Origin of the sequence: Nocardiopsis sp. Huas11 (assembly GCF_003634495.1) — a bacterium.
Classification (GTDB): Bacteria; Actinomycetota; Actinomycetes; order Streptosporangiales; family Streptosporangiaceae; genus Nocardiopsis.
This window is the reverse complement of record NZ_RBKY01000001.1, coordinates 5,336,945-5,349,203: the sequence shown is the minus strand read 5'-3', so window position 1 is coordinate 5,349,203 and position 12,259 is coordinate 5,336,945. Positions and strand designations below refer to the sequence as shown.

13 protein-coding genes are annotated in these 12,259 nt (G+C 72.7%); 7 read left to right on the top strand and 6 right to left on the bottom strand.

Annotated elements, in window-relative coordinates:
* Positions 1-2 precede the first annotated feature (2 nt).
* Together DFP74_RS24205 and DFP74_RS24200 are read right to left on the bottom strand one after the other, a co-directional pair.
* The gene (locus DFP74_RS24205; protein WP_121185026.1) at positions 3-416 is read right to left on the bottom strand and encodes a spore-associated protein A; all 414 of its coding nucleotides are present in this window, start codon (positions 414-416) and stop codon (positions 3-5) included.
* A 54-nt stretch (positions 417-470) separates the two neighbouring features.
* The gene (locus tag DFP74_RS24200) at positions 471-896 is read right to left on the bottom strand and encodes a spore-associated protein A (protein WP_121185024.1); all 426 of its coding nucleotides are present in this window, start codon (positions 894-896) and stop codon (positions 471-473) included.
* Between the two features lie 234 nt (positions 897-1,130).
* On the opposite strand from DFP74_RS24200, the gene DFP74_RS24195 reads away from it, so the two are divergent.
* Positions 1,131-2,036 (top strand): GNAT family N-acetyltransferase, encoded by a 906-nt coding sequence (locus DFP74_RS24195; protein WP_121185022.1) that lies wholly within the window; start codon positions 1,131-1,133, stop codon positions 2,034-2,036.
* A 50-nt stretch (positions 2,037-2,086) separates the two neighbouring features.
* On the opposite strand, the gene DFP74_RS24190 is transcribed toward DFP74_RS24195, so the two are convergent.
* Positions 2,087-3,007, bottom strand: a complete 921-nt coding sequence (locus DFP74_RS24190) for a DMT family transporter (RefSeq protein ID WP_121188489.1) — start codon at positions 3,005-3,007, stop codon at positions 2,087-2,089.
* Positions 3,008-3,081: 74 nt separating this feature from the next.
* On the opposite strand from DFP74_RS24190, the gene DFP74_RS24185 reads away from it, so the two are divergent.
* Positions 3,082-4,011 (top strand): LysR family transcriptional regulator, encoded by a 930-nt coding sequence (locus DFP74_RS24185; protein ID WP_121185020.1) that lies wholly within the window; start codon positions 3,082-3,084, stop codon positions 4,009-4,011.
* A gap of 223 nt (positions 4,012-4,234) precedes the next feature.
* On the opposite strand, the gene DFP74_RS24180 is transcribed toward DFP74_RS24185, so the two are convergent.
* Positions 4,235-4,627 carry a hypothetical protein gene (locus DFP74_RS24180; protein ID WP_121185018.1) on the bottom strand — a complete coding sequence of 131 codons (393 nt, stop codon included), beginning with the start codon at positions 4,625-4,627 and terminating at the stop codon, positions 4,235-4,237.
* 130 nt (positions 4,628-4,757) lie between these two features.
* Between DFP74_RS24180 and DFP74_RS24175 the strand changes: the two genes are divergently transcribed.
* The 5 genes from DFP74_RS24175 to DFP74_RS24155 all read left to right on the top strand — a co-directional run bounded on the left by DFP74_RS24175 (position 4,758) and on the right by DFP74_RS24155 (position 8,046).
* Positions 4,758-5,510: a trans-aconitate 2-methyltransferase gene (locus DFP74_RS24175; protein ID WP_121185016.1), complete on the top strand. Its 753-nt coding sequence runs from the start codon at positions 4,758-4,760 to the stop codon at positions 5,508-5,510.
* Positions 5,510-5,896: a Fur family transcriptional regulator gene (locus tag DFP74_RS24170; RefSeq protein WP_121185014.1), complete on the top strand. Its 387-nt coding sequence runs from the start codon at positions 5,510-5,512 to the stop codon at positions 5,894-5,896. Before DFP74_RS24175 ends, DFP74_RS24170 begins: the two co-directional genes overlap by 1 nt.
* A gap of 56 nt (positions 5,897-5,952) precedes the next feature.
* Positions 5,953-6,351, top strand: coding sequence for a DUF6153 family protein (locus DFP74_RS24165; protein WP_121185012.1), 399 nt, complete (start codon positions 5,953-5,955; stop codon positions 6,349-6,351).
* A gap of 265 nt (positions 6,352-6,616) precedes the next feature.
* Positions 6,617-7,282, top strand: a complete 666-nt coding sequence (locus DFP74_RS24160; protein WP_121185010.1) for a DUF305 domain-containing protein — start codon at positions 6,617-6,619, stop codon at positions 7,280-7,282.
* A gap of 185 nt (positions 7,283-7,467) precedes the next feature.
* Positions 7,468-8,046 (top strand): DUF4232 domain-containing protein, encoded by a 579-nt coding sequence (locus DFP74_RS24155; protein WP_121185008.1) that lies wholly within the window; start codon positions 7,468-7,470, stop codon positions 8,044-8,046.
* Positions 8,047-8,589: 543 nt separating this feature from the next.
* On the opposite strand, the gene DFP74_RS24150 is transcribed toward DFP74_RS24155, so the two are convergent.
* Together DFP74_RS24150 and DFP74_RS24145 are read right to left on the bottom strand one after the other, a co-directional pair.
* Complete coding sequence (locus DFP74_RS24150) at positions 8,590-10,086, bottom strand: pentapeptide repeat-containing protein (protein WP_121185006.1); 1,497 nt, start codon at positions 10,084-10,086, stop codon at positions 8,590-8,592.
* Positions 10,087-10,421: 335 nt separating this feature from the next.
* Entirely contained in the window at positions 10,422-12,155 is a 1,734-nt protein-coding gene (locus DFP74_RS24145) for a SpoIIE family protein phosphatase (protein WP_121185004.1), read from the bottom strand.
* Positions 12,156-12,259: the final 104 nt, after the last annotated feature.

The following is a 12,259-nucleotide window of genomic DNA, read 5'->3' as shown; positions in this document are numbered from 1 at the left end:
GGTCAGCCGCAGTTGGTGGCCTTCTCGGTCAGCGTGGCCGTGCCGATCGTGCCGCCCCAGTCGACGCACCGCCCGGCGGCGCTGAGGTAGACCGGGCCGGCGTAGGTGGTGAAGTTGCCGCTGTCCTTCTTCCAGGTCGACGAGCCCGTGGTGCGGATGAACGCCTCCATGTGCGTGGCCGTCCCGGGGTTCGTGCGCACGGTGACCACGCAGTTGTTGCCGGTGGAACCGTTGTAGGTGAGGAAGGTGGTGCCCCGGTTGTTGGGCAGCTCGATCTTGTTGACCTGGGTGTAGCCGGAGCCGCAGGCCCCGTTGTAGGTGGCCGCGGCGGCGGGGGCGGCGGTCGCCAACAGGCCCGTGCCGGTGATGGCGGCGGCCGCGGCTACGGCGGCGGCCTTCCTGAGCAGGTTCCTCATGGCACTCCAGTCGAACGTCGGTACGCCGCCCGTCGCGGCGCGGGAAGGGTGGAGTCAGGAGCAGTTCGTGGCGGTGCGGTGCGCGTTGGTGCCGCTGATGTTGCCGAACCAGTCCACGCAGTGGCTGGGCGCGTAGCGGTAGACGGGGCCGGCGTAGGTCGTGTACCTGCCGCCGTCCTCCTGGGCCTGGGCGGGAGAGTCGCTGGAGCGCTTGAGGCCGACGGTCATGTCGACCGCCGCGCCCGGGGTGGCCCGCACGGTCACCGCGCAGTTGTAGCCGTTGGAGTTGTAGGTCAGGAAGACCGTGCCCTTGGAACCGATGTTCGCGTGGTCGACGACGGAGTAGCCGCTGCCGCACGCGCCGTTGTAGCTCGCCACGGGAGCCGCCGCCGAAGCCGCCGACGCGGGCGACGCCGCCGCCAGGGAGCCGAGGGTGATGGCGGCCGCCAGCAGAGCGGCCGACCGGAACTTCTTCAACATGGAACTCTTCCGTCCTTTGAAGCCGCACCCGCCTGTGGGCGGGCACCGGCCACACGGTGGCAGGCGCCGCTTCGCGCGGGCTTCGGTCCTGCTTCGCTCCGGCTTCGCGCGCCCGGGGCAGGCCCCGCCCACCTGGGCATCCGTGTGGCGTCGGCCGTCCGTGACCGGCTAGGGTGCGCTGGTTCCACCGCGACGCCGCGCCCGAGGGCGGCGTGTCCCCGACGAGAGGCCCCGATGCTCAGACTGCGCTCCTGGCGGCGCCAGGACACGATCGGCGCGCAGCGGCTGGCCCGGGAGCTGTGGCCGGCGGGCCCGCACCCGGGCGGGGTCGGCTGGGAGGCCGCCACCGACCAGCTGCCCCGCCGCACGGTCGTGGCCGTGCGCGGGCGACGGACCGTGGGCTGGGCCGGGTTCTCGCCCGGCGTGATCACGGTCCACGGAGCCCCCGTCGACGCCGCCGCGGGGGGTCGGCTCCTGGAGTGGGCCCTGGGCGCGGCGGGGACGGGGGAACTGCGGATCCCCGTGGCGCACGGCGACGACGCCCTGCCCGCGCTCGTGGCCGAGGCCGGGTTCGAGCCCGAGGACGCCGACCCCGTGAGAGGCATGGTCCGGGCCGCGGCGGGGGACGGGCCGCGGTGGCCGCGGGGCTACCGGGTGCGGGCCGCGGGCCGGGGTGAGGAGGCGGAGCGGGTCGCCGTGCACCGGGCGGCCTGGCGGCCCGCCGACATGCCGTGGGCCCCGCACGTGCTCGACCGTGTCGATCCGTCGGCCACCAGCGGCTTCACCCGCGACCACCTGGCGCGCGTGCGCCGGGCCCTGCTCTTCGATCCGGATCTTGACCTGGTCGTGGAGGCGCCCGACGGCTCGTTGGCGGCCTGCGCCACCGTGTGGTGGGACCCGCGCGGCGGCTGCGCCGAACTCGAACCGGTGGGCGTGGTCCCCGCGCACCGGCGGCGCGGACTGGCCGCCGCGCTGGCCCGGCACGCGTGTGCGGAGGTGGCGCGCCGCGGCGGCCGGGAGGTCTTCATCAACGCTCGGCCCATGGACGAGTACCCGGCGCCCGCCGCCGCCTACCTGTCGGCGGGGTTCACGCTGGTCGAGCGCGGTCGGCACCACGTGCGCAAGCCACTGAACACCTAGGTCGTGTTCTACTGCGGGCCGCGAGCCCGGAATGCCGCAAAGAACACGGCCTAGGTACGCGTCGCGGTGCGCGCCGCGCGTTCGGACGCCCACACCGCGACCAGGACCAGGGCGCACCCGGCCAGCTGAACGGGCGTGGCGCGCTCGCCCAGCAGGAGCGCGCCCGCGCCGACCGCGAGCACGGGCGGCAGCACCAGCACGGCCGCGCCCGAACTGGGCGCCAGCCGGGGCAGCGCGGCGCCCACCAGGATCCAGGTCAGCACCTGGCCGGTCAGGGCCAGCAGGGCGAGCCAGCCCCACGCCCGCGGATCGAGTGAGACCAGGTCGATGCCGCTCCACCACGCGCCCAGCGCGCCGGCCGACAGCGCCCCGGCCAGGGTCGCCACGCACACCGGGGTGGCGGTGTGACCGCTGCCCCCGCCCAGGCGGGACAGGAACAGGTAGCCGGCGTAGGCCGCCCCGGCCGCGCAGCCGTAGACCAGTCCCAGCACCGGGTCGCCCTCGGCGGTCGAGGGTCCCGTGATCCCGGCGGACAGGGCCACGCCGACCAGCATGACGGGCGCGGCCATCAGGAAGGACCGCCGGATCGGGGTGCCCGTGAACACCCGGGCCAGCAGGGGGAAGACCACGAGCTGGGCGTTGAGGAGCACGGTCGCGATCCCCGCCCCGACCTCCCCGATGCTCGCCGCCCACAGCACGTAGTCCACACCCAGCAACAGCCCGGCGGCGGTGTCGATGAGCACCAGGCGCCGCGGCCGCCACCCGATCCGCCGGATCTCGACCGCGGCCATCGGCACCAGCAGCGTCAGCGCGAGCGCGCACCGCAGGAACGCCGCGGTTCCGGCGTTGGCCCCCGAGGCCTTGACCAGCACACCCGACAGCGACGTGCACGCGGCGCCCGCCAGGGCGAGCAGGAGGGGATCGTGTCGCTCGAGCCGGGAACCGGTGCCGGAAACGGACTTCTTGCTCATGAAGTTCACTCTGGCGCGCCCGACCCGAAAACAAAAGCGATGATTCGTTGGGCTTTCTCGGTAGCATTTCTGATGTGTTCAACATCGAACGTCTGAGCGCCCTGGCGGCGGTGGCCGAACTCGGCACCATCGCCGACGCGGCGCGCGCCCGGCACGTGACCCCCTCCGGGCTCTCCCAGCAGCTGGCCAAGCTCGAACGCGAGGCGGGCCAGCCCCTGCTGGAGCCGCACGGGCGCACCGTGCGCCTGACCCACGCCGGCCGCGTCCTGGCCGACCACGCCGTCCGCGTCCTCGCCCAGCTCGCCGAGGCCCGCGGCGACCTGGCCGAGCTGAGCGGCGAGGTGCTGGGCCCCCTGCGCCTGGGCGGGGTGGGCAGTGCGATTCGGGCCCTGCTGCCGGGGCCGCTGGCGGCTCTCACGGCCGCCCATCCGCGGCTCCGGATCACGCTGTGCGACGGCGAGGTCGTCGAGCTCATGCCCGCGCTGTTGAACGGTGACCTGGACCTGCTCCTGGCCGAGAGCTGGTCGAGCCGTCCGGTGGCGTTCCCGTCGGGGGTGGCCACGGTCCCCCTCGTCGACGAACCGGTCAGCGTGGCCCTGCCCGCCGCGCACCGGCTGGCCGAGCGGACCCGGGTCGACCCGGCCGAGCTGGAGCGGGAGGCCTGGGCCAGCTGCCCGCCCGGGACCGAGCCCTACGAGGCGATGCTCCAGGCCCTGCGGGGCCGGGGGGTGGAGCCCACCGTGCGCTACGCGCTCAAGGAGCTGCCCACGCAGCTGGCGCTGGTGGCGGCGGGGGTGGCGGTGGCGCTCATGCCCGACCTGGGGCAGCGGCCGGCGCCCGAGGGGGTGGTGTTCCGGCCCCTGGACCCGCCGGTGCGCCGGTCGATCCGGGCGGTGTGGCGCGTGGACGCCGAGACCCCGGGCGTGCGGGCGTGCGTCGCCGCCCTGCGGGCGGCCGAGCACGGTGCCGGTCCGGAGGCGGAACCGGCGGTGGGCCAGCGGTAGGTCCCGCAGTAGGCCCGGGGGAGGCCCCGCGGTGGATCCGGAGGCGGATCCGGCAGTAGGCCCGGGGGAGGCCCCGCGGTAGGTCCGGGGAAGGCCCCAGCGGTGGAGTCGGCGGTAGGTCCGAGGGAGGCTCCGGGGCGGATCCTGCAGTGGGTTCGGGGAAGGTCCCGGCGGTGGCCCCGTCCACCGGTCCGGTCGACGGCGGGCCTCGGACCGAGCCCGCTCAGCGGGCGGCGTCGGGGGCGTCGTCCAGGTCCTCGGCATCGACCCGGCGCAGCACGCGGGTGAGGTCGCCGAAGTCGATCAGCCCCGCCAGCACCCGCGTCATGTCGCCCACTCCTGGGTCGCGGACGATAAGGGAGTCGGCGCGCCAGAAGTAGCGCCCGTCCAGGCTCTCTCCCGTCTCGGCGTCCTCGGCCATCCGCCGCTGGACCGAGGCGAGTGTGAACAGGGTGCCGGTCCAGCGCGTCCCGTCCGCCAGTTCGACCACGACGTCGACGCCGTCGACCAGCGCCGGGTCCTCGTCGGGATCGAGCAGGAACAGGGCCGAGAACCCGTCGCCGTCCACGCGGTACCACGGACCGTCCCAGTGTCCGGTCAGTTCGCTGTGGCTCATACCGACAGTCTGCCCGCCCGCCCCGAGGGGCCTGATCCGCCGCGCCGACGGGGTTGGGGCCGTGGCGCGGAGGCGCTACGATCATGATAATCATTCCCATTGGTCGCGCACCCCCAGGAAGGGACTCCCCATGTCCTCACACCACGACGACTACGCGCACTCGGCGGAGTTCATCGACGTCATGATCGCCGGCTGGTGGGAGGCCTTCGGCGGCCACGTCGCCGAGGCGGTGGCGTCGATGAAGGGCGCCGAGGGTCCCGTGATCGACGTCGGCGCGGGCGGCGGCGCCGGCACCCGGGTGCTCCTGGACACCCTCCCCGAGGCCGAGGTCATCGCCGTCGAGCCCGCGCCCGGCCTGCGCGCGGTCCTGCTCTCCCGCGCGGCCGACCCCGTCTGGAGCGGCGGCCGGGTCACCGTCGACGGCGAGGACCTGCTCTCCGCGCGCCTGCCCGAGCGCTTCGGCGGCCTGCTGGCCATGAACGTCCTGGGCCACTTCACCCCGCTCCAGCGCGCCCGGATCTGGGAGATGCTCGCGCAGCGCCTCGCCCCGGGGTCGGTCGCGCTCGTCAACCTGCTCCCGCCCCAGGAGCCGACCACCGTCGAGCGCACGATGATGAGCGAGTTCACCGTGGGCCGCCGCGACTACCGGGGCTGGAGCGCCGCGGAGCCCACCGGCCCGGAGAGCGTGCGCTGGAGCATGACCTACGAGGTGTACGAGGGCGGGGAGCGGGTCCGGTCCACCGACGTGGACTACGACTGGTGGGTGCTGACCGGCGAGGGACTGCGCGCCGAGGCCGCACGCCACGGGCTGGACGCCGCCCCGACCGGTCCCGACGAGGCCGGCCTGTACCTCCTGCGGCACGGCGCGGGCGCCCGGGCCTGATGGGGCGCTACGACCACGCGGTCCTGCGGGTCCTGGGGCGCGACCCGCGGTTCCGCGGCGCCCAGGAGGTCCACGCCGTCATCGCCACGCCCCGCAGCCAGGAGCGGCCGCCGAGCCTGTCCACCATCTACCGCACCCTGCGGCGCCTGGCCGCCGAGGGTGTGCTGGACACCGTCCACTCCGCCGACGGGGAGCGGCTGTACCGCCTGTGCGGCAGCACCTCGCAGCATCACCACCTGCTGTGCCGGATCTGCGGCGAGGTGGAGGAGGTCCCCGAGATGCGGGAGCTGCCGCCGCTGGTGGAGCGGATCGGCGGCACCAGCGGGTTCGGTTCGCTGGACTACTCCTTCGAGCTGTCCGGCGTGTGCCCGGAGTGCGCCCCCTGAGACGCGCCCGCGGGGGGCGGACACGGTCCGTGTCCGAGGCCTACTAGGCTGTCGCCATGTCGTCGACAGCGCCGCTCCTCGCGCGCAGGCGCCCGGCCCCGGCCTGGGCGCGTCTGCTGCTGTGCGCGGCGCTGCTGCTGGGCGTGGGCGCCATGCACACACTGGGCCACGTCCAGGAGGACGGCCACCAGGGCCACCAGGGCGCGCACGCGATGACGGCCGCCGTCTCGACGGCGGAGCACCCGGCGTCCGATCTGCCGGCCACCGATCCCATGGCGGTCTGCCTGGCGATCGCCGCCCTGGCCGTCGCGCTGCTCGGCGTCGCCCCCGCGGCGTTCTCCCCCTGGCCGGGCACCGTGCCCCGCGCACCGCGCGTGCTGCGCGGCCCGCCGCGCAGCCGTGCCTTCCTCCCGCCCGCACCCTCCCTGGCGCGGTTGCAGGTGTTGCGGATCTAGGCCGTGTTCTTTGCGGCATTCCGGGCTCGCGGCCGCCAGGCCCGCCTCTCGCTGCGCCTCTGCGCTCGTGAAGCCCACCCAGGGTGAACATCGCACATCGTCTTGCGAGAGACGACCTGACGACCGCGAGCTCACCCGAAAGCCCGCGGAAGAACACGGCCTGGACGGCCCACGGGCGCCGCGCCGACGGCGCCCGCGACCCGGACCCGACACCATCGCCGCGCGTCGAGCGCGGCACAGCGACCACACACGAAAGACGCATGCCATGACCTTTCTTCAGCGCGCCCTGAAGCCCGCGACCGCCGCGGCGGCCGCCGCCCTGCTCGTCACCGCCTGTGGCCCGGCCGAGGACACGGCCGAGCCCGGGGCCTCCGAGTCCGAGGTGGCCGCGCCCGCGTTCAACGACGCCGACGTCGCGTTCGCCCAGGGGATGATTCCGCACCACGAACAGGCCATCGAGATGGCCGATCTGGCCGAGTCGCGGGCCGGCGACGAGGTCCGCGACCTGGCCGAGGAGATCGCCGCGGCCCAGGGGCCCGAGATCGAGCAGATGAGCCGGCTCCTGGAGTCCTGGGGCGAGGCCCCGATGGAGGACATGGAGGACATGGGCCACGACGACATGCCGGGCATGATGTCGGACGAGGAGATGAACGAGCTGGAGGCGGCCGAGGGGCAGGAGTTCGACACCCTCTTCCTGGAGATGATGATCCTCCACCACGAGGGCGCGATCACCATGGCCCAGACGGAGATCGAGGAGGGCGTGGACCCCGAGGCCCAGGCCCTGGCCCAGGACATCTTCGAAGCCCAGCAGGCCGAGATCGAGCAGATGAACGCGATGCTCGGCGAGAACGGCGGCGCGGACGGCGAGGACGAGGGCGCCGACGACGCCGAGGAGTCCGAGGACGACGCCGAGGACCACAGCGGTCACTGACGTCACTGCGGGTGTCGGGTGCAGCGCCCGGCACCCGGCGGCCCCCGGGGCCGACGCGATGACCGGAACCCGCGTTGGCCTGCGCCCATGACCGGATACGGCCCGGATGTCGACCCCGTCTTGGCGAACCCCTGCCCGGCCCCACCCGTCCTACTGCGGTGACACACAGTACGGGAGGAACGACCATGGCAGGACAGCCCACACGACCCGGCCCCGGCTCCACCGCGCTCGCGGGCCTGTGCGCGGCGGCGCTGGCCGCGCCGGTGCTGGCGGCCGCGGCCCCGGCGGCGGCAGCGGCCGACACCGAGACGCGCCAGTGCGTCTCCGGCGACTTCAAGATCATCGAGAACGACCGCGGGGCGGCCGCGGGCACCACCTACATCGAGTTCGCCATGATCCGCATCGGCGGTTCGGGCGGGTCCGACGACCCCGCCGAGGAGCCCTGCTCCCTCTACCGGGACCTCGGCGTGTCATGGGTCGACCACTATCAGGGGTCGACCGTGGGCGCCTTCGCCACCTACGACGGCGAGCAGGGGGAGCCCTTCGTGGTCGAGCCGGGCGGCACGGCGACCCTGACCCTGGCCCAGCCCAACCCCGGCAACTACGACCCCGAGGTCTGCGACCCCACCGACGTGGCGGGGATCCGGGTGCAGTGGGACATGGCCGACGAGGGTGCCTACGCCTCGACCGGCGCACGGGACACCATGTGCGCCAACCCCGACGTCGCCGTTCCCCGCTACACGGTGGAGCCCGCCCAGTCCTGACACGGCGTCGTGCCGGTCCGCCACGGGGGCGGGCCGGCACGGTCGTGTCCGCCCCCCGGTGCCTTGCGACCCGATCCGCTGAACTCCTACCGGTCGGCTTGGACCCACGCCAGGAATGGGGGGCCACGGCGAGCTGACAACGAGGCACACACTTCAGGCTCAGGAAGGGGCAAGGACAGTGGACACCATGTGCTGCGGAGGCCAGGACTGTGGGGGCAGCTCCGCGAAGACCACGGTGTTGCTCCAGTAGGCGCGCGTGGCCTCGTCGAAGCGGCCGCTGCACGTGATCGAGACTGCATGCACCGACGGGGAAGTGACCTTCGAGAGCGCTTCAGGCACGTGCCCCAGCGGGCTTCTCGAAGCGGTGGAGCGCGGAGAGCCCGGGGTGGTGGTGTCGCCTGAGGCCTGGTGACCAACTGGCGACGGAAACGGTGAGCAGGACAGGCCGGACACATCCGCTGATGCACCCGCCCACTGACATCCCCGTGGCCGGGTACAGCCGCCCACGAGGGAGGGTGCGCTGTGGCTGTGCTGATACGCGCGCTACAGGACGTGCTTGCTCTGATGAGAGGGTGTCGGCTGGTCTTCCTGGTTCCCGCTCGGCCGCCACACCTCGGGCAACGCCACGGCCCCGGGTCCGCTTTCGACCGCCTCCAACAGTCCGGTGGGGCATGCGCCCACGGCATCCTCGCCTTCTCCGAACCGGCCACGGACGAAACTCACGTCACCACCCTTGAACTCGGCGTCGAAATCCACTTCTCCCGCAGTGAACTCGGCTCCAGCGAAGTCCACTTCTCCGTCGGTGAACTCGGCCCAGGAGAAGTACACATGTCGGGCGGTGAACTTGGCATCGGTGAAGCTCACATTGGCACCAGCGAACTCAGCGCCGGGGAAGGAGACCTCGCCGCCTGAGAACGTGGCGCGGTCGAAGGACACAGAGCCGTCGAAGAACCCCGCGGCCGCGAAGTCCACTCGGTCGCCGGTGAACTCGGCGTCATTGAAGTACACCTGGCTACCGGAGAACCTGGCCCCGTAGAAGTTCGTGTAGTCACTGGAGAACCTGGCGCGAGAGAAGTCCACCTCACCGCCGGAGAACTCGACATCGCCGAGGTCGACGAGGTCGCCGCAGAACCTGGCATCGGTGAAGCTCACTTCGCCGCCGGAGAACACGATGCTGTGCAGGGCGCCGCCGTCGAAAACGACGCCTGTGAAGTCGTAGTCCTTGCCGCGCCAACGGGTGTCAGCGCGTAGGTGGTTGCCGATGATGCGGATGATGGTGTGGCGGACCTCGCGGAGGGAGGCGAACTCCAGCTCGCGCTCGCGGTGCTCCTCCCTTCGGGCCTTGGAGGCGTTCTTCGGGAGCTCCTCGGGCCTGGGGGTGGAGGGCATGCGCAGGTAGGCGCACAGCACGTCGATGACCATCTGCGCCTCCTCCTCCAGGGGGGCGTCGTCGGCCAGGTGGGCCAAGGCGTGGACCGCTCCCAGACGCACAGCGGCGTGCTCGCTCCCCAGCTCCGTGTAGGCGGTGGTGAAGCGCTCGTTGAACAGCTTGGTGACATCACGCGCGGCAGCCCGTTCGGCGCGTTCCGCGTCGGCCTCGGTGGTGCGTTGGCGCCGGTAGTGGATCACCAGCAGTGCCACACCACCGAGTCCGGCCACGACGGCGAAGGAACGGGTGGCGATCGCGTCCATAGCCCGAGGTGACAGTTCCGAAGGTGAGTCGAGCCCGGGAAGGCCCAGGACGAGCCAGATGAGGAGCACCATCGCGGCCACCGCACTGATGGCTACCGCCCAGGCGGCGATGATCAGCCACCACAGCCGGAACGAAGTTCGACGACGCACTTCGGCGCGGATCAGCACGGCGGCCACCGCCAGAGCGACGATCAGCGTCACTCCCAGCAGGATCCGTCCCAGCGGTAGGGCCTCGGGGAGCAGGCCCCAGAGGAAGACGAACAACGGCCAGGCGGTGGCGGTGAGCGCGGGCAGCGCCACGGTGGCGAGGGCGATGCCGATCCGCTGGCGAGGGGTGGGTGAGCGCATGGCCGCAACGGTAGACCGCTCGACCCAGGAGCAGGCAGCGGTTGCCGCATCCGGCCATGACGAGTGGTCTACCCGCGCAGCGCGGTTCGTCTTTGCGTGTCTGGTCTGGCTACCGATAGGCCCCGTACAGCGACGGCGACGGTGGACCCGTCCTCCAGCCGGACGTTACGAGGAGCGACCGGGGCCGGCGAGGGCACTGTTCGTGCGGCACCACCAGGCTGAACTTCGCACATCGTCTTGCGAGGGATGGCCTGGCGACCGCGAACGAAAGCTCGCAGAAGAACACGACCCAGACGGTAGAGGCCGTCCCCCGGGGTGGTCGGCGGGGGCGCCGCTCACCCCTCGTCCAGGTCGAGCTCGAACCACACCACCTTGCCCGGCGTCTTGCCGGAGGCACCCCATCGTCTGGCCAGCCGACTGACCAGTTGCAGCCCTCGGCCGCCCTCGTCGGTGTCCTCGGCCCGGCGCAGCACCGGGCGGTGCTGGTCCTCGTCGGAGACCTCGAACAGCAGGGCGTCGGTGCGCAGCATCCGCACCCCGATCGGTCCGTTGGCGTAGCGGACCGCGTTGGTGACCAGTTCCGTCGCCAGCAGCTCGGTGACGTCCGTGAGCTCCGACAGGTCCCACTCGGCGAGCGTGGCGCGGATCAGCCGGCGGACCCGCGAGGGGGTGGTGCGGCGCGGTTCCATCAGCCAGTGCGCGACGTGGCGCGAGGGCACGCCGCGCAGGCGGGCCAACAACAGCGCCACGTCGTCCTCCTGGTCGTCCGTGCGCAGGTCGCTGAGGATGGTGTCGCCCAGCTCCTCCAGCGGCAGCGGCCGCTCGGCGGCCGAGCACAGGGCCGCCAGGCCCTTCTCGATGTCGCGCCCGCGTGCCTCGACCAGTCCGTCTGTGCACAGCAGCAGGACGTCGCCGTCGTGGACGCGCACGTCGGCCGACTCGAAGGCCACGCCGCCCACACCGATAGGCGCCCCCGTGGGCAGCCGCACCGGTTCGGCGCCGTGCCCCTCCCGGACCAGTACCGGCGGGATGTGCCCCGCGTTGGCCATCGTGCACAGCCGGGCCACCGGATCGTAGACGCAGTACAGGCACGTGGCCACGTAGTCCTCGCCCAGGCGCTGCGCCAGGTCGTCGAGGTGGCGCAGCACCTGTTCCGGCGGCAGGTCCAGGGCGGCCAGCGTCTGCACCGCCGTGCGGAACTGCCCCATGGCCGCCGCCGAGTGCAGACCGTGGCCCATGACGTCGCCGACGACGAACACCACCCGGCTGCCCGACAGCGGGATGGCGTCGAACCAGTCCCCGCCGACCTGCGCGATGTGGCTGCTGCTGCGGTAGCGGTGCGTGATGTCGGCGCAGGAGAGCCGTGGCGGCAGGGCCGGCAGCATCGAGCGCTGGAGGGCGTCGGTGGCGTTGGCCTCGGACCGGTACATGTGGGCGTTGTCCAGCGCCAGCCCCGTCTGGATCGCCAACTGCTCGGCCATGAGGGTGTCGACCTCGTCGAAGAGCTCCCGGCCGGGCTCACGCAGCAGCACGACCGCGCCCAGGACGCGGCCGCGCACGGTCAGGGGCAGGGCGAGCAGGGACCGGTCCAGGATCAGGGGTGTGAGGTCGCCGGTGGTGTGGGTCCGGTCCAGCATGGCGGCGATCTCGTGGTCGATGCGGGGCACGAGGACCGCGCAGGCCTCCGCCATCGCCCGGTGGACGGGGTTGGAGGGCGGCATGACGTGGACCTGTTCCTCCGGGACGACCGTGCGCCACATCTGGGCCTCGACCCCGTTGTGCACGACCGCGACCCGGCGCAGCGGAGCGGTCAGCGACCCCACGGCGTCGGGCAGTTCCACGTCCAGGTGCGGTCCGGGCAGCAGGGCGTCGAGCAGGTGGACGGTCGCGGCGTCGGCCAGGTGCGGAACGACGGCTCCGACCAGTTCACGGACGATCTTGCGCATGTCCATGCTGGCCCCGATACGAGTGGCGGCCTCGTTGAGGAACCGCACACGCTCCCGCACGGCGGTGCGCTCCCGGGCGGACTCGCGTGCCGTGTCGAAGAGGTCCGAGGTCTTGGGATCCATCACTTCGGCTTTCTGCGCTCGACGGGGAATTCCGGCGGCTTGACGCTCCTTTTTCGCTTTCCGTGCGCGATCTTTGGCTGAATTTCGGACACACCGGCGGGCCG